The sequence below is a fragment of the Pseudomonas sp. RU47 genome (genome assembly GCF_004011755.1).
Classification (GTDB): domain Bacteria; phylum Pseudomonadota; class Gammaproteobacteria; order Pseudomonadales; family Pseudomonadaceae; genus Aquipseudomonas.
The window spans coordinates 750,722-771,841 of record NZ_CP022411.1; the positions used below are offsets into that span (position 1 = coordinate 750,722).

Below are 21,120 nucleotides of genomic sequence, written 5' to 3' on the forward strand. Positions count from 1 at the left end.
CGTATGGCACGGTTATTCCGGCAAGGGTTTGGTGCAGTGATCGGCGGGGTGTTACTGCTGGCGCTGGGCGGATGTTCGCCGGTGCAATTGCTCAATGCGCTGACCCCGGACAGCACGTACGACAAGACGACGGGCATCGCTTATGGTGACGACCCGCGGCAGAAGCTTGATGTGTACGTGCCGCATCAGCCGATGCCGGGCGCACCGGTGGTGGTGTTTTTCTATGGCGGCAGCTGGAACAGCGGATCGCGCGTCGACTACCGCTTTGTCGGTGAAGCGCTGGCGTCCAAGGGGATTGTCACGGTGGTGGCGGATTACCGCTTGTATCCGCAAGTGCGTTATCCGCTGTTTCTGCAGGATGGAGCGCAGGCGGTGGCGTGGACCAAAGCGCATATCCGCGAATTTTCCGGCAACCCGCAGCGCTTGTATCTGATGGGCCACAGCTCCGGCGGCTACAACGCGGCGATGCTCGCGCTGGATGGCGAATGGCTTGCGGCGGTGGGCATGTCACCCAGGGATTTGCAGGGCTGGATCGGCCTGGCCGGGCCCTACGACTTTCTGCCGATCAAGAATCCCGAGGTGCGCCCGGTGTTCTTCTGGCCGGACTCGCCGCCGCAATCGCAGCCGGTCAACCATGTCAGTCATGGCGCGCCGCCGGCCCTGTTGATCGCCGCGACTGAGGATGATCTGGTCAACCCGACACGCAACACCGGCGGTCTCGCCAGCAAGCTGCGCGCGGCAGGGGTGCCGGCACAGGATCTGTATTACTCGCGGCCCAGCCACATAACCCTGGTGGCGACCCTGTCGCGTCCGTTGCGGCATCTGGCGCCGGTGCTCGATCAGGTGGTCGGGTTTATCGCGCGCACACCGACTCAGTGAACGCCGCCAGAGAACCAGCCATCGTTGCGCTTGAGCCACCAGGCTTGCGCACCGAGGGTCAGGCTGCGTAACACCATGAACAGCAGAAAAGATATCCACAGCCCGTGGTTGCCGTAGCCTTGCAGTGCCCAGGCAAACGGCAGCAGCAGAGCCACGGTGACGAGCATGCCGTTGCGCATTTCGCGTGCGCGGGTGGCGCCGATGAACAGACCGTCGAGCAAGTAACTCCAGACCGCAATCAATGGCAGCACGGCGAGGTAGGGCAGGTAGATGAACGCGGTGTCGCGCACGCTCTGGATATCGGTCTGCATCTCGATGAACAGGTGCCCGGCGAGCAGAAACAGCGCGGCAAATCCGAGGCTGGCGAACAACGACCAGCCGCCCGCCACCACCAGCGAACGACGCAGGGCCAGGCGATCACGGGCGCCGATGGCGTGTCCGCACAAGGCTTCGACGGCATGGGCCAGGCCATCCAGCGCATGCGCCGTCAACAGCAAGCCATTGAGCAGCAGCGCGTTGGCGGCAACCGTCGAATCGCCCAGCCGCGCGCCTTGCACGGTGATCAGGAAAAACACCGATTGCAGCGCCAGACTGCGGATAAAGATGTCACGGTTGACCGCCAGTAAAGGGCGCCAGCTCTGCCAGACCCTCAACGCCGCCCAGACGATGTGCCCCGGATACGCGCGCAGCGCTTTGCGAGTCAGCAGCAGGCCGAGCAGGGCGCCGCTCCATTCGGCGATCACCGAGGCGCGCGCCGAACCGACCACGCCCCAGTCCAGGCCAATGACGAACCACAGATTGAGGACGATGTTGATCAGGTTGGTGGTCAGCAAAATCGCCAGTGGCGCCCGGGCGTTCTGCGTACCGAGGAACCAGCCGACCAGCGCATAACTGGCCAGCGCGGCCGGCAAGCCGAATAGACGCGTGTGGAAGAAATCCCGAGTGAGCTGATCCAGCTCCGCCGACGGTTGCATGAAGTGCAATGCAATCCCGCTCAGCGGCACGCCCAGCGTACCCAGCACCAGCGCCAGTCCCATCGCCAGCAGCAAGCCTTGCAACAGAATCTGTCGCAACGCCGCACCGTCGCTGCGCCCGGCAGCCTGCGCGGCAAATCCGGTGGTGCCCATGCGCAGAAAGCCCATGGCCCAGGCGAGAAAGGTGTACAGGCTGGCGCCGACCGCCACCGCACCCAATTGATGGGCATGGGGCAAGTGGCCGATGACGGTGCTGTCGACCAGCGCCACCAGCGGTACGGAAATATTCGACAGAATCATCGGCGCGGCGAGCGCCCAGACCTTGCGGTGAGTCGGGCGGTCGCGCCAGTCGGCGATCAGAGTGGACATGCGGGCTCCTTGGGGAGCGGCATTGTAGCGGTAGAAGCCACCCTCACCCCAGCCCTCTCCCGGAGGGAGAGGGAGCCGATTTCTTTCTGGAGTTCGACTCGGTATCGCAAGTCGGCGCATTTCTGCAGAGCAACCCGGTCAGTCCCCTCTCCCTCCGGGAGAGGGTTAGGGTGAGGGGCTCTTATAAGGCCTAGTGAATAATCCAGCTAAGCAACCACAACCCCAGCAACAACCAGATGATCCCGGCAATGATCGACGCATTCATGAACGCGCGAATCGCCGACCACAACAGCATCAGCCCGACAATCAGCGCGATGATGCTGATGATCGAGGTGTCCATGCCCAACGTCTTCGCCAGCCCGTCGACAAAGTTGCCACCGGCATTGCTCAGAATATTGAACAAGCCACTGAGGCCGTCGACGATAAAGCGGATGATCGAACCGAGCGCCTGGCCGAGCCATTCGAAAAAGCTTTCTACCTGCATGTGTGCATCCTGATGAAAGAGCTGAGCCTTGGGCCACAACGCAGGTGGCCGAGTTCCCTGCATGATAGAAGGTTTGCACCCATTCTGTGTGGGAGCGAGCCTGCTCGCGAAGGCATTGTGTCAGTGAAATCAATGGTTGATGACATACCGTCTTCGCGAGCAGGCTCGCTCCCACAATAGATCGTCTGCGCTGCTTGCCTTCAGGGCGTATCCCCCCGAAGCTATACGCCTTCAGGAGAGCCCGATGAACCTTGTTGAACTGACCGAACGCCTGCACGCCATTCGCGACCGCAATGACTGGCGGCAATTTCACAGCCCGAAAAACCTCGCCATGGCGGCCAGTGTCGAGATGTCCGAGCTGGTGGAAATCTTCCAGTGGCTGACAGAAGACCAGTCGCGCCAGTTGCCCGCTGACAAACTCGCCCATGCCGGGCAGGAAGTCGGCGATATCGTCCTGTATCTGTTGCTGCTGTGCAGCGAGTTGGGGCTGGACATGAATGAAGTGGTGCGTGCCAAGCTCGCCGACAGTGAACGGCGGTTCAGCTGATGAGCGACCGGCATTTCGATCAGTTGGCGACGCGTTTCGCCGAAAAAATCTACGGCGGCGCCAAAGGCGCGATTCGTCTCGCGGTGTTGCAGGCTGACCTGGCCGAAGCGCTGCCGGATCGTCCGTTGCGCGTCCTGGACATTGGCGGCGGTCTTGGCCACATGTCGCTGTGGCTGGCCGAACGCGGTCACGAGGTGACCTTCACCGAGCCGGCCGCACCGATGCTCGAAGGCGCGCGCCAGCGTTTCGCCGACGCCGGGCAAACCGCGACGTTCATTCAGGCGCCGTGGCAGGAACTGCTCGGCCAACTCACCGAGCCGTACGATCTGGTGATCTGCCACGCGGTGCTCGAATGGCTCGCCGAACCCCACGCGATCCTGCCGGTGCTGCATCAACTGACCAAACCCGGTGGCTGGTTGTCGTTGGCGTTCTACAACCGCGATGCGCTGATCTACCGCAACCTGCTCAAAGGCCATTTCAAGAAAATGCGCAAGAACGTCATGGCCGGCGAAAAGCAGAGCCTGACCCCGCAGCAGCCGCTCGATCCAAGGGAATTGGCAACGCAACTCGAAGGCTTGTGGCAGGTCGAAAGCCAGAGTGGGATCCGCGTTTTCCATGACTATATGCCGGTGGAATTCCAGGCCCGCGCCGAACTCGTGGATTTGCTCGAGATGGAGCTCGCTCACCGTCGTCACCCAAGCTTCGCCGGGCTTGGGCGTTACTTGCACTGGATCTGCCGGCCGATCTGATCGGAGCGCGACATGAAAGCTCAATCCGCGTTACTGCTGATGTGTCTGGGCTTGGCTGCTTGCCAGAGCAGCAACCCGTACGTGGCGCAATCGCGGCCCTTACCGCCGGCACCAGCGCAAGCCGCCACCACCTTCGACCGCAGCGCGTACCCGGCGCCGCCGCGTGATTATGGGCGTTATCGCAGTTGGGCCTGGCTCAATGGGCAACTGCCACCGGGCACGGCCTGGGCCGATTCGGCGCAAGTGGCCGAAGCGGTAAGCAATGCCCTGGATCAGCGCGGCTTGCGTCCATTGCACGACAACCGCCCGGCCGACCTGTTGGTCAGCGCCGATCTGCGTCTGGAAACCCGTTTGCGCCAGGTTCAGGATGACTACGGTTATTACGGCGGTGGATACGGCAGCTATGATCGATATGGACGCGGTTACGGTATGTACAACACGGTGCCGATCGTACGCACGTATTCCGAGCAAGTCGTGGTGGTGCAGGTCAATCTGTTCGACGCTGGCAGCGGGCAACCGGTGTGGAGCGCCAGTGCCGAAACCGCGAACAAGGGCAGCGAAATCGATCGCACCGATTCGATCCGCGAAGCTGTGGAAAAAGCCATGTCGGCGTATCCTCCCAGTTAGCTCCTGCCCATCAGAAGCTGCCGCAGGTTCATGTCTTCAACCGGAGAAAACCCATGTTCCGCCGTCTCGCTCTACTGGCCATGGTCGCGCTGCTCAGCGCTTGCGCCGCCAACCAGGTCAATCACGACTTCGATGCCAACCGCGACTTTGCGGCCTATCGCAGCTGGAGCTGGAAAGACCCCGCTCTGCAATACCGCCCCGATGATCCACGGATCAAGAGCGACCTGACCGAGCAACGCATCCGCCAGGCCGTGGCCGATCAGCTCGACCAGCGCGGTTTGCGTCCCGCGGCGGCGGGCGCCAAGGGTGACTTGAATGTGCAGACTTATCTGATCGTCGAGGATCGTCAGCAGCAAGTGACGACCAACTACGGCGGCGGCTGGGGCGGCCCGTGGAACGGCTATTGGGGCGCGCCGATGTACAACGAAACGCGCAACATTACCTACAAGGTCGCGACCATCCAGATCGACTTGCTCGACGGCAAGGACGGCAAACTGGTGTGGCGCGGCAGCGATGAGCAGATGCTCTCCGGCAAGCCGAATCCCGATGATCGCAGCAACGCCATCCGCGAGACGGTCACGCGGATTCTGGCCAACTATCCACCGCGTTGAATCCGTTAAAAAGTGCGAGCTGTTGAGCTCCCGTTTTTTTGCTCCACCCTAAATTCCAATGTGGGAGCGAGCCTGCTCGCGAAAGCAGGGTGTCATTCAACTGCTATTTATCTGACACGACGTCTTCGCGAGCAGGCTCGCTCCCACAGGGATGTTTGTCTGTTCGAAATGGCGCGTTGCCATTAGGCGCGTCTACACTCAGTTGCACCAATGGAGCTAGCGGCAAAGGAGTGCGCCATGTCGCCTCGTTCGCGATTCAACGGCCCGGCCCGCCAGCGCGGGGCGATCGGCTTGATGGCGGCGGCCACGCTCAGTCTGGCGGTGGTGATGATGTTGCTGGTGGTCGACACCGGCCGCTTGTACATGGAACAACGCAAGTTGCAGCGGGTGGTCGACAACGCCGCCCTCGAAGCCGTCAGCCGTGGCGGCAATTGCCTGCCGGGCCTGAGCGCTGCCAGTTACGCCGGGCAAAGCGCCGTGCGCAATGGCTACATAGTCGATGCCGGCAACACCCTCGCCACCACGTGCGGCACCCTGGTCACTCCAGCCTCCGGCCTGCGCACGTTCGCAGTGGATGCCACGCAAGCGGCAGCGGTCAAAGTCGTCGCCAGTCGCACGGTGACCACCAGTTTTGCCGGTGGCGTACAGGCCTTGTTCAGCGGCACCCCGGTCAGTCTCAACACCACGCTCAATGCCTCGGCGGTGGCCGCCAAACCGCAGCCGACGGTGGCCCAACTGAATATACGCAGCACCTTGGCCAGCATTGATACGGCGCAGTCGAACATCCTCAACCCGCTGTTTTCCGGATTATTGGGCGGCAACGTCAACCTCACGGCTCTGGGCTGGGATGGCCTGCTGAACACCGACATCAACTTGCTCAAATACCTTGATCAACTGGCGATCAATCTTAACGTCGCGGCGGGCAACTACACGCAATTACTCAACACTCAGGCCACGGTGACGCAACTGATTCAGGCGGCGGCAACGGTGGTGCAGCTCAATGGCGCGACCGCGCAGGTGATCACCGCACTGGGCCAATTGCAGGTGGCCGCGATCAACGCGGCGCCGGTCAAACTGGGTGACATCCTGCAATTGCAGACCGGCACCACGGCGGCAGGGCTGGACGCCAATCTGCAACTGCTGCAACTGATTCAGGGCGTGGTGCAACTGGCCAACAGCAAGAGTGCGGTGGCGGCGACATTGCCGATCAGCGTGCTGGGGCTGGCGAATGTCACGGTGCGGGTGAAAGTGATCGAGCCGCCGCAGTTCTCTGCGATTGGCGATCCGGCGCGGGCGAAGGCCAATCCCGACCCGCATGCGCCAGATCGGATTTATGTGCGCACGGCGCAGGTTCGCACGATGTTGTCGGTGAGTTTGCCGGTGCTGTCCGGGGTCACGGGGCTGGCCAATGCGGTGTTTGGATTGGTCGGTACTTTGACCCCGACGCTTAACGCGTTGCTGAGCCTGAATCTGGTGGACACACTCAACTCGCTTGGCTGTTTGTTGGGGGCCGGTTGCGAGCAGCTTGATCCGAAACTGCTGCCGTCGCCGCAAATCGATATCGCTCTGGATGCCGGTGGGGCACAAAGCTATGTCACGGATTACAGCTGCCCGACCGGCAATACCGGCAGTAAAAGTCTGACCGCCACAACCGTCACCTCCATCGCCGATCTCAAGCTGGGAAAAATCGACCCGACCAGTGCATTTTCCTCGTCTGCCCCGCCCGCGGTCGCACCATTGCCACTGGTCGATCTTGGTATCGTGACGTGCCACAAGATTCTAGGCATCGGCAGTTGTGACCCTGCCACCCATGTTCAATACGGCGCAGGCGGCATCGCGATCAAACTCGACACCAGCGTCGCGCAGAATACCCAGAACCTGGTGTTCTCCAGCAGCACACCATTCGCCACCCCGGCCAATCTCAAACTGCCGCCGAGCATCTTGCCGGCGGTGCCGACCAACAATATCGTCGGCAGTCTGTCGAGCACCCTCGCGGGGATCAATCTGATTGTCTACAAACCGCAGGGCAGCAATCCATTGGGTGCCGTCGTCACTGGCGTTGCCTCTTTGATCAGCGATGTCACCAGCAAGTTGCTGCCGGTGGTGACCAACCTGATCAGCCCGTTGCTCGATCCGCTGCTGAACAACCTGCTCAAAGGCCTGGGCATCAACCTGATGGACGTCGACGTCGGCGCCAATATGACTTGCGGCCAGACCGGCAAGGCCTATCTGGTGATCTAGGCGTCTACGGCAACCGGCAACTTGATGCAGAACCGCGCGCCTTGCGCCGAATTGCGCACGCTCAACTGGCCGCCCATGTTGTCGATGATGCCGTAGCTCACCGATAACCCCAGCCCGGTGCCGATGCCGATCGGTTTGGTGGTGAAAAACGGCTCGAAGATCCGCTCCAGCAGACGCGGATCAATGCCGCCGCCGTTGTCCTCGACCCACAACCGCACGCTCTGTTCATCGCGTTCGGCATAGATCGAAATCCACGGTTTGAAGGATGAATCCTTCTCGCGCTTGCTCAGCAAGGCGTCGCGCGCGTTGACCATCAGGTTGATCAGCACCTGCTCAAGCTGATCGACGTAGCCGCGCACCTGAACCTCGAACCCGGTCTCGCTGATGCGCAGATCCACACCTTTGCCGCGCATGCCTTCGGCCAGCAACGACAGCGTGCCTTCAATGGCCGAGGCCGGGTTGAACAGTTGCTGTTCGATCTCCGAACGCCGGCCAAACACGCGCATGTGATCGACCACTTTCGCGGCGCGCTGCACCTGCGCGTCGATGCGGTTGAGCTTGTCGGTCAGGTAATCGATCTGTACATCACCATTGCCCAGACGCTTGAGCACATTGACGATGGCCATGCGCATCACGTTCAGCGGCTGATTGATCTCGTGGGCCAGGCCGGTGGCCATTTCGCCGAGTGTGGCCATTTTCGCGCTTTGTGTGAGCTGTTGTTGCGAGCGGCGCACCTCGGTGTTGTCGCGGCCCACTGCTTGCACTTCGATCAATTGGCCGTGTTCATCGAACACGCCGCGATCGGACCACACCCACCAGGCGTGTTCGCGGCCGGGCAGTTGCAGGCTGATTTCTGCGGTGCTCACCGGCTGCTCCGCCGTCAGTGAAGCGAGGCGCTGGATGAACGCGGCGCGTTGCTCGTCGGACATCCAACTGCCCAGATCGACCCCCGGCAACTCTTCCGGCGTGCATTCCAGATAGGTCGCCAGCGGCCGGTTGCCGAAAGTCAGAGTCAGGTCCGGGCGGTAGCGACAGATCATCGCCGGCGAGTCCTCCACCAGGATCCGGTAGCGCTCCTCGCTCTTTTTCACCTGCTCGGCCGCCAGGGTCGCTTCGGTGACGTCCAGCCACAACCCGACCGCTTCCACCGGCAGGCCAAGGTCGTTGCGCAGCAGCCTGGCTTCATCGAGCAGCCAGTGATATTCGCCATGCCGGTCGCGCAGCCGATAACGCGCGCGCACTGAGCCTTCACGCAGCAACTGGCGGCTGCGGGCGAAATACAGGTCGCGATCGTCAGGGTGGATCATCTCGATCAGTGCACTGTTGCCGCAGTCCGCAAGACTCCAGCCCAGCAGCGGTTGCAGGCTGGCACTGAAGAACGCCGGGATCAGCGCGCCTTCGTGATACTGCTGGACGTAAATCACCGCCGGCGAACTGGCGATCAGGTTGTCGAGCCGTGCATGCGCGGCGGCGGCTCGTTGCTGCTGGTTCTGGATGTCGCTGATGTCGAGCATGAAACCGACTCGCCGGCGATGCTCGCCGCTGCCAATCACTTGGCCTTGCACGCGATACCACGTTGGCGCCTGCGCGGGATCGCCATTGCGCAGGCGCACCGACAGCGTCAGGGCTTCGCCATGTTGCTGCAAGGCCTGTAGACGGCTGCGCAACTCGTCGCGGTCGGCGGGATGGATCTGTGCCAGCCAGTCTTCCAGCGCCAGTCCGTCATTGTTCAGTTGCAGGGACGCAGCCAACGCAGGCGCCAGTTGAATGTTGTCGTCACCGCCGAGGATTTCCCACCAGCCTGCACCCAACAGGGTTTGCAGCGCTTCGATGCGCTCCAGTTGCCGGTGATGCTGCTGTTCGCGCAGGCGCCCGAGCAACGGCCCGGCCAGCGCGGCGAGCAGCGCCATCCAGTCACGTTCGGTCAGGTACGGCGCGGCGCTGTCCACGGGATAAAACCCGCAGAGCAGCCAGGCCACCACACCGCGTTCATCGCTATACGGCACCGCGAAACCTTCGGCATTGCCAAACAGAGCCTGCACCCGTGAATGTTCATCGAGGCCATGGTGCGCGCCAACACGCTGCGGTGCAGCGCCGTTGAGGCTGTCCAGCGGCGTGCCGAGACGCTGATCGTCATGCCACAAAGTCGGCGCATCGTGGGCGCGATACTGGCGATAAATCTGCCAGCCCTGCGCCTCATCATCGAGCAAGGCCAACGCCAGACAAGGGATGTGCCAGTGCTGGGCAATCACCTGCAGTTGTTCGCTGACGATCACCGGCAAACGCAGCGGGCTGCACGCGCGCAACTGTTCGCTGATCTGCCCGGCAATCAATTGGCAGGCGTCACGCTGGCGCGATTGCTGGCGTTCGAACAGCAGGTCGGCGATATCGATCAACTGCATCAACCAGCCTTCGCCCTGCGGTTGCACCCAGCCACGCAAGTGCAAGGGCTGTTCGCCCAATCCCGAAAAGTCGAGATCGAGCAGTAGCCCTTGCCACTCCCTCGGCCGACCTTCGATGGTCAATGTGCTGTGGGGCAACAGATAGGCGCTCAGTGGCAAGGGTTGCTGGTGCGGTTTGTGCTGCGCCAGCAGATGGCGCAACGGGCCGGCCATTTGCAGCACGCCAGCGTCGTCGTTCAGGTACAGGTGCAAGCCTGTTGCGGGTGAGCCGAGTGGGTCGGGCAACTCGTGGGCGGCGGGCGGCGTGCGTTTGAGCAAGCGCCCGAAGAGTTTGTCCCCCGACGTCAAAATTGCAGACTCGATTTGGCAGTCAGATAGGTGGGCAGACTGGGCACTGTACCAACGACCGGAAGCACCAGGAACGGCATCACCTGATTCAACTTGCTGACCGGATAATCCACTCGCACCGTCAGCAGGCCTGACGCGCTGTATTGGCTGCTGGTATCAACGCCGACCACCAGGTTGAAGACCGGCGGAATCCAGGACAATTGCTGGGTCAGCGTGGCGTTCGCGGTGTTGAGCACGACCGTTGAATAGTTGGGAGTGTTGGGGTCGACCGCGACACTGCGGCGCACCGCCTCGGACGTGGCCTGATTGAATGATTGCATCATCACCAAGGGCAGGCTGTAGCTGACCAGACCGTAAAATACGGCGAAAAAGATGATGAACACCAAGGCGAACTCGATCGCCACCGCACCTTTTTGCGACTTCCGAAAGCCGGTTTTCATGAGTGCGTCTACCCTGACTGTCACTGCGTAGTATCAGCATAGAATCATTCAGCAAAAACGGACGGTTTTTACCGGATGCACAGTTTTATCCTCCTGATCTGGCTCGTGCTGTGCGCGGCGCAAGACGCCCGCCAGCGCCGCATTGCCAATGCGCTGACCCTCGGCGTCGCCGCGCTGGCGCTGATCTGGCTGTTGTGCACCGGCAGCACCTGGCTGGGCGCGGAAGCGGGGCAGGGCGGTTGGGCCTGCCTGATTGCGCTGGCACTGACCCTGCCGGGTTTTTTCATGGGCCGCATGGGCGCCGGCGATGTGAAATTAATGACAGCTCTGGGGCTTGCGACGGACGGTCTGTTCATTCTTGGGGTATTTATTGGCGCTGGGCTCGCCAGCGTGGTCTGGATGCTGCTGGCGCCAAGAGTCTGGCTTCATATGAGTCAAGGGCTTAGAGATCGTCTGCGATATCTGGGGCCAACTATGTCAAAAAAGCTGCCATTTGCACCGTTTGTGCTGCTTGGGACGGTGCTTGTTCTGCTTTGGATCCATTAGTCGCCAAGCGCCACTAGTCCTATGTACATAGTCGGAAAGTACGTCTACTTTCAAAGGAACTGGTTATACAGCCAAAGGCTGGCAGTACAGGAATGGTCAGCTTTGGCCTGGGACATGGAGTAGCACGTGAACAAGCTTACGTCTGCGGTAAAAGTCCTCGTGGTCGACGATCAGCCGTTGATTGTGGAGGAGTTGTGCGAGTTTCTTGAAAGCAGCGGTTATCGCTGTGTGCCGTGTGAGTCCAGTCAGCAGGCGATCGAGCGTTTCAGTGAGGACGCGGAAATCGGTCTGGTGCTGAGTGATCTGCACATGCCGGACATGGATGGCATTCAGTTGATCCAGGCATTGCAGCGGCTGGCGGGCAAGCATCGGGCTTTTGAGGCGATCATGCTCACCGGGCGTGCCGACAAGCAGGATGTGATCAAGGCGTTGCGTGCAGGGATTGCCGATTATTATCAGAAACCGATTGATCTGGATGAGTTGCTGGAAGGTGTGCGGCGTCAGGAGGTGGCTCTGCAGGAGCGGCAGAAGAATCTGCAGCTGGGGCATTTGAATCAGAAGTTGCAGTATTTGTCTGAGTCGATTGATGACCTGTACCAGGATCTGGACAAGGTGCGGCGCAATCCTGCGGCGGTGACTCGCGATGTGTCGGGTGGTGAGCCTGGCGAGGCTGAGGCGCAGGAGATGCCGGCGATTTTCAATCAGTTGTCACCGCGACAGCTGGATGTGGCGCGGTTGGTGGGCAAGGGGCAGACCAATTATCAGATTGCCTGTGAGTTGGGGATTACCGAGAACACGGTGAAGCTTTATGTTTCGCAGGTGTTGCGGTTGACGCATATGCATAATCGGACGCAGTTGGCTTTGGCCTTGTCGCCGAGTGCTTCTGCTTCTCGGCAGCGGGTTACGGCGCATTGACTTGGCGGCCTTTGGGCCGACCAGGTTGTGGGTGGTTTGGGTGAATATCCGTTGTTGCGGGTGTTGCCGCTGGCGGTTCCGCTCTTACAGCGGGTCACTTTTGGCAAACGCCCCAAAAGTAACCAAAAGGTCTGCGCCCTGACGTTCGGCCCGCTCGCTAGGGCTCGGGGTTCCTTCGCTCCGGGATCGATCCGGGGGCATCGCTTCCGGTTTGCTTCGCTGCACCTCCTTTCGATGTGTTCGACTTCGTCGAACGGCGCTGCGCGCCTACCCCCGGATCAATCCCTCCACTCAGCCTGCCGACGGGCTCCAAGATCAAAAGCAGGCGAGCTGACACTCGGCCTATTGAGTGGTGAAGAGCGGGTGTTCGGCTTTAGTTTTGTGGTGGGTTTGCCCCTCATCGGAACGCCGCCCGCCCAACCCTCTCCCTAGGGAGAGGGAGCTGATCTGGTGCTTTTCAGAATCTGAGTTCGACGCGGTATTTCACGTCGGCGTACCTCTACCAAACACCCCGGTCAGTCCCCTCTCCCTCTGGGAGAGGGCTAGGGTGAGGGTTGGCTTTTGGCTGTTTAAATTTGTTGCAGATAACAGGAACCTTCCCACACTGTTTTCAGGTTGTCCGTCGGACGTGCGCTCTCTAGTCTCTGGCTGTCGCTGAACACTCAGCGATCGGGTGTGAGAACCCGGCAATTTATGGTCATCAAGTCTTTGTGCACGCATAATCGCCGCCAGCTTGTCTGCTGTCTGCAATGTGTCATGGCGGCTGTTTGCGGGCAGACTTCGGTCTGGCCGGGTGTCCATAACCGGTATTCTCACCCTGCATACAGCTGCCACCTTTTGCCCCGTGAGAATGGCAGTGGGTGGTGGCAGAGACTTTGGAGTTGTTTCAATGGACAAACTGATCCCCGACCCACCCACCGAATCCACCACCCCGCTCGAAGAAGCCATCCGCGCCGACAACCTCGAAAAAAACCGCGAAGCCATCAAACGCGCTCTCGATTTCTACCTCTGTCCCGAACCTGCAAAACCCCGCCAGCCCAGCACGATGTTTCTCATCCATCCGAAAATCGATACCGAAAGCCTGCTCGCCCACGCCTGCGAATCCCTGGCCTCAGCCAATACGCTGGCGGGTAACTTTGCCGATCAGTTGGGCCGGCCCGAGCGCAATACCGCGCTGGCGATTCAGCAGATCATCATGCTGGCCGAGCTGGCGGTAAACCGGGCATTGGATCGGGTGGACCCGCAGACCTGATCCGGCAGGCACACCGCGTCATCGTTCTTCGCGAGCAGGCTCGCTCCCACAGGTGGAGTGCATTTCAAAAGGTGGGAGCGAGCCTGCTCGCGAAAGCGCTCGCAAGATCACCACATCACTAATTCCTGGTCTCGATCTTCCCACCCGCATCCGGATCATAAAAATCCGGGATCTCATATTTGTACTTCTTCAACCAGCGCTGCATCGCCAGATCCCGTTCGGTCGCGGTCGCTGTTTGGGGTTTGGGCGAGGCGGCTTTGTTGCGGCTTTGCAGGACCAGCCAGCCTTCGGTTTCCTGTTGTTGCGCCGAGGCGGGGCCGGCGTCGATGGCGGCGGCGCTGAGGGGCAGGCTGAGGAGGGTCAGGTAGCACAGGCCTTTAAGGGGGTTCATGGCTGTCTCCTTATTTGAGCGATGACGGCAACGGGTCAGCGACGGCGGCCACTTGATTGCTGGTGGCCGGTTTGGTCTTGACCGGGGCTTTGAGTTTTTCTGCGCGCTCCTGGGCTTCGGTGAATTGTTCCGGAGTCAGTTTGGCGCGGCTGACGATTTCGGCGGCTTGTGGCCAGTCGTTCTGGTACAGCAGCAGGGTGACCATGTTCAGGGTTGCCAGTTGGTTGTTCTGCTTGAGTTCGATGGCGGTAAGGAACTCGAAGCGGGCGTCGTTGAGGCGTAGCTGGTTGAGGTAGACCACGCCGAGATCGTTGCGGATTTTTTCGTCGGTGGGGGCCAGGCGGGCGGCGCGTTGCAGGTGGGCCTGGGCCTGGCCGTTGTCGCCGCGGGCGGCGTAGAGTTGGCCGAGGCCGTGTTCGGCTTCGGCGGTCAGGCAGCCGCCGAGCAGGCCGCGGTACAACGGCTCGGCTTCGCTGCGGCCGAGCAGGCGGTAGACCTTGGCTTTGCGCAGGCGCACTTCGCTGATGTTGTCCGGCAGGCTTTGCAGGTTGGCGAGGCTGGCGTGCAGTTTGCCGTCGTTGGCCAGGTCGTCCGCGAGGTTCAGGGCCAGTTCCTGCTCCTGGGTCATTTTGCTGCAACTGCTCGGTGACAGCAGCGCCGTCCACGGTGCCTGGCCGTCGGTGGCGCAACCGCCGAGCATCAATAGACTTGCCATGACTATCAGTACTTTCATCAAACGCTCTCCATGAGCAAGGTCAGTTGGCGAATGCCCGGGCTATCGCGGTGAAGCCCGGGCCGGCGAGGACGATCAGCAGTGCCGGAAACAGAAACAGCATCATCACCACCGACATCTTCGCGGACATTTTCGAGATGTATTCCTGCAAGCGCGTCAGGCGGCGGTCATCCAGCAGTTGCTTGAGCGCCAGCAGCGATTTCATCGCGCCGCCGCCCTGTTGAATCAGTTGCTGGAGAATCACGCAGGTGTCGCTGAACTCATCGACGGCGAGCATCACCGCCGCTTTGTTCAACTCCTGGCCAAGTTCCAGACCGGAGTCGACACGGGTCAGGATCAGGCGCAATTCGCTGGTCAGTTCCGGCAGCAGTTTTTGCGCCTCAATGCTGAGCACACGCAGGGCCTGTTCGACGGCCATGCCGGATTCGAAGAGGATGCGCAGCAGCGGAATGAACGTCGACACCTCCACGGCGATGGTTTTCTGCCGACGTGCCGCCGCGTAGGCCAGCAAGCGTTTGGGCAGCAGATAACCGCCGCCGGTAGCGAGCATCGGCACGATCCAGCGGTTGCTGGCCTGGGGGAAAAACACTTCTTGCAGAAAGATCGCCAGGCCCAGTGTCAGCAGCGGCGTGCCGATCTGGCAGGCCGCGAATAGCGCTCGTTCGTTGGCGCGGCGCCAGCCGATGCGGTTGAGCAGGGTCTGGGTTTCGCTGTCGATGCTCACCGAGCGTTGGCCGAACTTGCTGCTGCCCAGTACGCGCAACCAGCTGCCGAAGCGATTCTCGCGCACCAGATGCCCTTGCAAGCGCTGATTGACCTGACGCACCCGACGCCGTTCGGTCAGCAAGTGATTGACCACCAGCAGCAGGGAACCGAGCAGCAACATCAGAGCCGCGAGCCAGACCATGTCAGACGCTCCGTAACATGCGCCACAGCGCCAGGCTGCCGAACACTTGCAACACGGCAGCGCTGATCAGCATGTGCTGGCCGCTCGCGTCGTTCCACATCCCGAGCATGTAGCCAGGATTGGTCAGCATGAAGTAACTCACCAGCAGAAGCGGCAACGAGCCGAGCACCCAGGCGGTCATCCGCGTTTCGCCGGTGAGCGCACGCAGTTGCCGCGCGCCCTGGTCGCGTTCGCGGATCAGTTTGATCAGGTTCTCCAGCAGCTCGCTGGCGTTGCCGCCGTAGCGATGATTGACCTTGAGGCCGAGGGCGAACATGCGCAGTTCGTCTTGTTCATACAGTTCGGCAAAGTCGCTGACGGCGTCCGGCAAGTTCACGCCCAATTGCACGTTGCGCTGGACCCGGCCCATGGCTTTTTTCAGTGGGTCTTCACTGGCTTCGATGCCGCCCATGACCGCGTCACTTAGGGTGCGCCCTGACTTCAGGCTGCGCACGGTGTGATCAAGCAACTGCGGCAGTTGCTCGATCATGCGTTTGACCCGGCGCTGGTAGAGCACGGCGATGTACAGCCGCAGCGCCAGTGGCGGAACGAAGATCATCAGCAGCAGCCCGATCCAGTCGGCGAGAAAATAACCCAGCGCCATCGCCAGCGCCCACAGACTCAGCCACAGGCCGAAACGCTCGGTCGGGCGGCCCAGTCCGGCACGCAGAAACATCCGCTCCAGTCCGACCCACACAGGTTTTTCTGGCGCCAGTTGCGGCTGTCCGGCGGCGAGACGGTTGAGCACTTTTTCCGTTGCGGTCTTGCGCAGGCCTTGCAGGAACAGACGGATCGACAGCCCCAGCAGCGTCAGGCAGACAACAATGAGAATGATCGGTCCCAGCATGCTCGGTGCTCCTTGCCGTCAGCCCAGATGCGCTTCGTGGCGCAGCTTGTCGCCGGCCGGATTGACGGCTTCGCGCAGGAAGCCGAAACCGCTGCGGCGGTCGAGGCGGAACAGGGTGTTGGTGACGTAGACGTCCTCGCGAATGCCGACCACCTCCACCACTTCACTGACGCAGCGGCGCCCGTCAGGCATGCGCGTCAACTGGATGATCACGTCGAGGGCGGCGCAGATCATCTGGCGCAGGGTGCGTTCGGCGATGGAGCGGCCGGTCAGGCCGACCAGTGTTTCCAGGCGCAGCAGGGCATCCTGCGCATTGTTGGCGTGCACGGTGCTCATCGAGCCGTCGTGGCCGGTGTTCATCGCCGTGAGGACGTCGACCACTTCGACGCCGCGAATCTCGCCGAGGATGATCCGGTCGGGGCGCATCCGCAGGGCGTTGCGAATCAGGTCGCTGGCCTTCACTTCACCGTGGCCTTCGGCATTCGGCGGCCGCGTTTCCAGGCGCACCACGTGCGGGTGACCGAGCTGCAATTCGGCGACGTCTTCGATGGTCACCAGACGTTCGTGCGGGTTGATCAACTGGCTGAGAATATTCAGCAGCGTGGTTTTGCCGGTGCCGGTGCCGCCACTGATCAAGATGTTGCAGCGCTTGCCGACCGCGTCCTGAAAGAACTCGAAGATCGACAGGTCGATGGTTTGCATCGCCATCAGGTCGGTGCTCTTGAGCATGTCCTTGCGAAATTTACGGATCGACAGGCATGGACCGTCGAGGGCGATCGGCGGAATGATCGCGTTGACCCGACTGCCATCCGGCAGGCGTGCATCGACCATCGGCGAAGACTCGTCGAGGCGCCGACCGAGTGGCGCGAGGATGCGTTGCATCACGCGTTCGACGTGGTGCGCGTCGATAAACCGCAGGTCACTCTGGTGCAGCACACCGTCGCGTTCGATGAACACCCGGTGCGGGCCGTTGACCAGAATCTCGGTCACCGACTGATCGCGCAGCAACACTTCCAGTGGACCGAAACCGGTGAGCTCGTCGACGATCTCTTCGGCCAGACGCTCCATTTCGTAGCGGGAAATCGCCAGGTGCAAACGCGCGATGTATTCGGCGACTTTGTCGGTGACAAACTGCGCGAGTTGTTGGCGTGAACCTTCCAGCAGGTTTTTCCCGGACTCTTCGAGGGCGTCGATGATGTAGCGATGCAGGACCAGTTTCAGGCCTTCGTGATCGCTGTTGCCGACGCCACTGCGGGGCGCCGCGCCGAAGAGTTTTTCTGCGCTCATGAGGTGCCTCGCAAGCGGTCGAACCAGGTCACTTTCGGTTTGGCCAGGCCTTCGGAACGTTTGGCCAGACGTTCGCCGAGGGCGCGCAGGCTCTGGGTGAGTTTTTCCCGCGGGGCCAGCTCGAACAGGCTGACGCCCTGGTTTTTCGCGTTCAGGCGCACTTCGGGGGTGAGGGCCAGCGTGGCGATTACTTCCAGATTGAAGGTCTTGCCGAGGGTTTCCGAATTGGGCGCGACGTTGCTCAGGTAGCGGTCGATCAGCAGGCGTCCATGGTCGAGCTTCATGCCTTTTTCCCGCCACAGATTGAGCACGGCGAGGTTGCGTCGGCAGTTGAGCACGTTCTGGTCGGTGTACCACAGCAACTTGTCGCAGTGGCTGACAAAGGTGCGCAAGGCTTCGCTGTCGGTCTGTCCGGTGAGGTTCACAACGATGTGCTGGAAGTGCTGGCGCAAGGCGCTGAGCAACATGTACAGCTCGGCGGCGCTGGTGTTTTCCAGCGGTTCATCGTTGCTGGCGTAGGCGAGAATCCGCAGGCCGGCTTCGGCGCTGGTGAAGGCGCTGTCGATCAGCGTGGCGTCGAGCCTTCGCAAGTGGCGCAAGGCATCGCCGAAGTGAAAAGAACTCTCCAGCCCGAGCAGGGCGAGGCTGTCACCGCGCGGCAAACCGAGATCGAGCAGCAAGGTTTGCTGGCCGCTCTTTTGCACCACCATCGCCATGTGGTTGGCCAACAGTGCGCCGTCGGAACTGCTCTGCACGCCATACATGACCGTGAGCCCGCCCAGTTGCGTGTTCGGTGCCACGGGTGGCAGGCGTTTGCTCAAGCGCCGTACCAGTCCGGCGACTTCACTGGAACGCGAACCGTAGGCGACAAAATCCCGGGCGCCGGCGCGCATGGCGTTGAGCACCAACTGATTGTCCATGCCGTCGCCGAGGGCGACGATCGCCAGCATCGGTTTGGCCTCCAGCGCGCCTTCGATCAGCGCGCTTTGAGCGACCACGTGCTCACGATCAAGACCGACGAAGACCAGGCTGGCAAAGGTCACGTCGACCAGCGCCAGCAGTTCATCGAGGCTGCCGCCACCGGCGCTGACCACCTGACCGAGCGGCGCGAGCGCGCCCTGCAGCCACTCCAGATCGGTGCTGTTGCGGGTGATGGCGAGAAAGGTCTGGCTCAGGCTCTGGCTCATTGCGATAACCCGCTGCGCTTGTCGAAGTTGCCGTTTTCAAGGAAGAACATGCGGTAGAAATTCGGATCGTAATTACGCAGTTTTTCGCCCGGTAGCGACGGCAGTTGCGCATCGGCGGCCAATGGCTGGACCAGATGCGGGGTGACGATCATCAGCAGTTCGCGTTCTTCGCGCTTGATCTGCGAGCCCTTGAAAAACGCACCCAGCACCGGGATATCGCCGAGGCCGGGAAACTTGTTCACTTGCGAGCTGTTGGTGGTGCTGATCAAGCCGCTGATGACGAAGCTCTCGCCATCGCCGAGTGACACGCTGGTGTCGGTGCGGCGGATGGTCAGAGCGGGCACGGTGGTGCCGGCGATCTGCACGGCATTGCTGAAGTCGAGTTCGCTGACTTCCGGGGCGACCTTCAAGGCGATGCGATCGCGGCCGATGATGGTTGGCGTCAGGGTCAGGCGGATACCGAATTCCTTGTATTCGATCGACACGCTGTCGCTGCCGGAACTGGGCACCGGAATCGGAATTTCACCGCCGGCCAGAAAGCTTGCGCTCTGCCCGTTCAACGCGACCAGACTCGGCCGCGCGAGGGTGTAGGCGAAGCCGCTGGTTTCCAGGGCATTGATGATCGCCATGGTCTTGCCGCCGACCCACGAGAAGTTGAACAGTGAGTTGTCCACTGGCAGACGTGGCTGCGGCACGCCATCAATCGGTGGCAGGGTGCCGGGCGAGCCGAACAGAAAGTTGCCGCGCGTGCCGATCAGTGAGGCGGTGGCTTCCTTGAGTTTGGTGCGGCTGACTTCGACGAAGCGGATATCGGTCTGCACTTGCGACGGCAGGCTCGGATCATCCGACGGCAGGCTGGTGCTCAGCGCAGCGGTGGCGGCGCCCTGCACGAACACCATGCTCTGGCGCGGTTCGCTCGAACACGACGTCCAGACCATCAGACTGGTAGCGCCGGGTGCCACACCGGTGAGCAGAAAGGACGAGCTGCCGTTGGCGTGTACGTCAGCGATTTTCGGGTCGCCAATCGCCAGGCGGGTGATCGCCACCGGCGATTGCACGTCCTGCTGAAAGCCTTCGCCGATTTCGATCACCGGCGGCATGCGCCCCAGTGCCGAACAGTTGCCGACTGCCGCCAACGCGGCGTCCATCGACAGTCCCATCAGTAACAGGGCGCGCAGCATGGGTTTGAATGTCGGCCTGAAACGACTCTGCATGCCCTTGGATCCTTGCGCAGTCATGGGTTTTGTTGGGTGATCTGATTGCCGCGAATAATTTCCACGGCCGGCTTCTGAGCTGCGCCGGAACCACCACCGGCAGGCGCTTTCGGTCCGGCGCCCATGGCCAGTTGGGTGAACTGGAAGAGTTGGCTGTTGGCACTGCTCAGATGTGCTGGCGCCTGAGCTTCGCCGGCCCAGTATTTGGCCAGGCGTTGTTCTTCGCTGCTGCGTACGGCCAGACGCAAGGTGCCGACTTGCGTTGCCAGCATCAGTCGGCTGAGCAGTTGTTCCGGCACCGCCAGCACCACGGTGCGCGCGGCGATGCGGCGTTGATCCTGTTTGAGTTTTTCATCGGCGCTCAGCGCCGGCGAAGCAGGTTGGCCGTCGTTGGTCAGTCCATATTGATCGCCAACCCCGAGCACCCGCATGGCCGGGACGACGATCTGCGCGGACTGTTCCAGATTGCTGGTGTCCTGGCGCAGATACAGCAGCACATCGACGTAATCGCCGGGGATCAGTTGCCCGGCCGCGCCGATCACTTCGTCGACGGCCACGGTGAGGGCACGTTCATCGCTGTGAATCATGCGTGCCAGTGAGCCGCCGGCGGTGAAGCTTTCATCGTTCAGCCAAGTGCCGGCGCTGAGGTGCCGCCAGGGTGTGCGGCCGATGGCCTGATCGACATTGCTCAAGCTGCCGGCCGGTGCACTGCGCAGTTTTTCCACCGCGACATCGGCCGCCGTCAGCGCGGTGAAGGGCGGTACATCGTGCAGCAATACCACCACCGGTTGGCGAGTCTGGTCTTCGGCGATCGCGACAGTTTTTTCAACGGTGACGGCTGGAGCAACGGGGGCTTCGGCGACGGGTGCCGGTTGACGACTGAGCACCAGCCCCCAGTAACCGACAAAGATCGCTCCAAGCAGAAGGATGGCTGCAAGGCCCATGGTGACGCGACTGTTCATGACGGCTCTCCCTTTCCTGCTGCACTACCCACTGCACTTGCTTACGAGAGAAGTTCCCAATCCGGCAGCTATGAACATGCAACTATTTCGCTATTTCCACGCTAGCTGATCCAAGCCAAAACGCCATTAGTGACAGGAAAATAACCCACTAAAGTATGAGTCTTGGCCA

21 protein-coding genes are annotated in these 21,120 nt (G+C 61.4%); 9 read left to right on the forward strand and 12 right to left on the reverse strand.

The genetic code is table 11. The annotated features are described in order from the left end of the window. Nucleotides 1-3: 3 nt before the first annotated feature. Nucleotides 4-879: an alpha/beta hydrolase gene (locus CCX46_RS03260; protein WP_127925686.1), complete on the forward strand. Its 876-nt coding sequence runs from the start codon at nucleotides 4-6 to the stop codon at nucleotides 877-879. On the opposite strand, the gene CCX46_RS03265 is transcribed toward CCX46_RS03260, so the two are convergent. Further along, nucleotides 873-2,222, reverse strand: a complete 1,350-nt coding sequence (locus tag CCX46_RS03265) for an MATE family efflux transporter (protein ID WP_127925687.1) — start codon at nucleotides 2,220-2,222, stop codon at nucleotides 873-875. The two genes, CCX46_RS03260 and CCX46_RS03265, sit on opposite strands and share 7 nt — an antisense overlap. A 190-nt stretch (nucleotides 2,223-2,412) precedes the next feature. Further along, nucleotides 2,413-2,706, reverse strand: a complete 294-nt coding sequence (locus tag CCX46_RS03270; protein WP_064388791.1) for a hypothetical protein — start codon at nucleotides 2,704-2,706, stop codon at nucleotides 2,413-2,415. A gap of 244 nt (nucleotides 2,707-2,950) precedes the next feature. On the opposite strand from CCX46_RS03270, the gene CCX46_RS03275 reads away from it, so the two are divergent. The 5 genes from CCX46_RS03275 to CCX46_RS03295 all read left to right on the forward strand — a co-directional run bounded on the left by CCX46_RS03275 (nucleotide 2,951) and on the right by CCX46_RS03295 (nucleotide 7,481). Then, on the forward strand, nucleotides 2,951-3,253 hold the full coding sequence (locus CCX46_RS03275) for a MazG-like family protein (RefSeq protein ID WP_007914625.1): 303 nt from the start codon (nucleotides 2,951-2,953) through the stop codon (nucleotides 3,251-3,253). After that, entirely contained in the window at nucleotides 3,253-4,002 is a 750-nt protein-coding gene (locus CCX46_RS03280) for a methyltransferase (RefSeq protein ID WP_127925688.1), read from the forward strand. The genes CCX46_RS03275 and CCX46_RS03280 overlap by 1 nt, the downstream gene beginning before the upstream one ends. Nucleotides 4,003-4,014: 12 nt before the next feature. Beyond that, on the forward strand, nucleotides 4,015-4,629 hold the full coding sequence (locus CCX46_RS03285; RefSeq protein ID WP_127925689.1) for a DUF4136 domain-containing protein: 615 nt from the start codon (nucleotides 4,015-4,017) through the stop codon (nucleotides 4,627-4,629). Between the two features lie 53 nt (nucleotides 4,630-4,682). Beyond that, on the forward strand, nucleotides 4,683-5,240 hold the full coding sequence (locus CCX46_RS03290; protein ID WP_127925690.1) for a DUF4136 domain-containing protein: 558 nt from the start codon (nucleotides 4,683-4,685) through the stop codon (nucleotides 5,238-5,240). 237 nt (nucleotides 5,241-5,477) lie between these two features. Next, nucleotides 5,478-7,481, forward strand: a complete 2,004-nt coding sequence (locus tag CCX46_RS03295; protein ID WP_127925691.1) for a pilus assembly protein TadG-related protein — start codon at nucleotides 5,478-5,480, stop codon at nucleotides 7,479-7,481. Here the strand turns inward: CCX46_RS03295 and CCX46_RS03300 are convergent. Together CCX46_RS03300 and CCX46_RS03305 are read right to left on the reverse strand one after the other, a co-directional pair. Continuing rightward, a complete protein-coding gene (locus CCX46_RS03300) occupies nucleotides 7,478-10,231 on the reverse strand; it encodes a PAS domain-containing sensor histidine kinase (RefSeq protein ID WP_127925692.1) in 2,754 nt (917 codons plus the stop codon). The genes CCX46_RS03295 and CCX46_RS03300 overlap by 4 nt on opposite strands. Beyond that, a complete protein-coding gene (locus CCX46_RS03305; protein ID WP_123376941.1) occupies nucleotides 10,228-10,671 on the reverse strand; it encodes a TadE/TadG family type IV pilus assembly protein in 444 nt (147 codons plus the stop codon). Before CCX46_RS03305 ends, CCX46_RS03300 begins: the two co-directional genes overlap by 4 nt. 75 nt (nucleotides 10,672-10,746) lie before the next feature. On the opposite strand from CCX46_RS03305, the gene CCX46_RS03310 reads away from it, so the two are divergent. The 3 genes from CCX46_RS03310 (at nucleotide 10,747) to CCX46_RS03320 (ending at nucleotide 13,384) form a co-directional block, all read left to right on the forward strand. Then, nucleotides 10,747-11,217: an A24 family peptidase gene (locus tag CCX46_RS03310; protein ID WP_127925693.1), complete on the forward strand. Its 471-nt coding sequence runs from the start codon at nucleotides 10,747-10,749 to the stop codon at nucleotides 11,215-11,217. Nucleotides 11,218-11,343: 126 nt separating this feature from the next. Beyond that, a complete protein-coding gene (locus CCX46_RS03315; protein ID WP_127925694.1) occupies nucleotides 11,344-12,132 on the forward strand; it encodes a response regulator transcription factor in 789 nt (262 codons plus the stop codon). An 889-nt stretch (nucleotides 12,133-13,021) separates the two neighbouring features. After that, nucleotides 13,022-13,384 (forward strand): DUF6124 family protein, encoded by a 363-nt coding sequence (locus CCX46_RS03320; RefSeq protein ID WP_127925695.1) that lies wholly within the window; start codon nucleotides 13,022-13,024, stop codon nucleotides 13,382-13,384. 118 nt (nucleotides 13,385-13,502) lie between these two features. Here CCX46_RS03320 and CCX46_RS03325 read toward each other — a convergent pair whose 3' ends face one another. From CCX46_RS03325 to cpaB, 8 genes are read right to left on the reverse strand one after another with little or no spacing between them, the layout of a single operon-like run. After that, entirely contained in the window at nucleotides 13,503-13,775 is a 273-nt protein-coding gene (locus tag CCX46_RS03325; RefSeq protein WP_127925696.1) for a DUF3613 domain-containing protein, read from the reverse strand. A gap of 10 nt (nucleotides 13,776-13,785) precedes the next feature. Then, on the reverse strand, nucleotides 13,786-14,508 hold the full coding sequence (locus tag CCX46_RS03330; protein ID WP_127925697.1) for a tetratricopeptide repeat protein: 723 nt from the start codon (nucleotides 14,506-14,508) through the stop codon (nucleotides 13,786-13,788). 22 nt (nucleotides 14,509-14,530) lie between these two features. Continuing rightward, the gene (locus tag CCX46_RS03335; protein WP_127925698.1) at nucleotides 14,531-15,415 is read right to left on the reverse strand and encodes a type II secretion system F family protein; all 885 of its coding nucleotides are present in this window, start codon (nucleotides 15,413-15,415) and stop codon (nucleotides 14,531-14,533) included. A gap of 1 nt (nucleotide 15,416) precedes the next feature. Further along, nucleotides 15,417-16,301 (reverse strand): type II secretion system F family protein, encoded by an 885-nt coding sequence (locus CCX46_RS03340; protein WP_127925699.1) that lies wholly within the window; start codon nucleotides 16,299-16,301, stop codon nucleotides 15,417-15,419. Between the two features lie 18 nt (nucleotides 16,302-16,319). Next, nucleotides 16,320-17,588, reverse strand: coding sequence for a CpaF family protein (locus tag CCX46_RS03345; RefSeq protein WP_127925700.1), 1,269 nt, complete (start codon nucleotides 17,586-17,588; stop codon nucleotides 16,320-16,322). Further along, nucleotides 17,585-18,775 carry an AAA family ATPase gene (locus tag CCX46_RS03350; protein WP_127925701.1) on the reverse strand — a complete coding sequence of 397 codons (1,191 nt, stop codon included), beginning with the start codon at nucleotides 18,773-18,775 and terminating at the stop codon, nucleotides 17,585-17,587. Before CCX46_RS03350 ends, CCX46_RS03345 begins: the two co-directional genes overlap by 4 nt. Next, the gene (locus tag CCX46_RS03355) at nucleotides 18,772-19,989 is read right to left on the reverse strand and encodes a type II and III secretion system protein family protein (protein ID WP_127925702.1); all 1,218 of its coding nucleotides are present in this window, start codon (nucleotides 19,987-19,989) and stop codon (nucleotides 18,772-18,774) included. Before CCX46_RS03355 ends, CCX46_RS03350 begins: the two co-directional genes overlap by 4 nt. 20 nt (nucleotides 19,990-20,009) lie before the next feature. Then, complete coding sequence (gene cpaB / locus CCX46_RS03360; RefSeq protein ID WP_127925703.1) at nucleotides 20,010-20,951, reverse strand: Flp pilus assembly protein CpaB; 942 nt, start codon at nucleotides 20,949-20,951, stop codon at nucleotides 20,010-20,012. Between the last annotated feature and the right edge of the window lie 169 nt (nucleotides 20,952-21,120).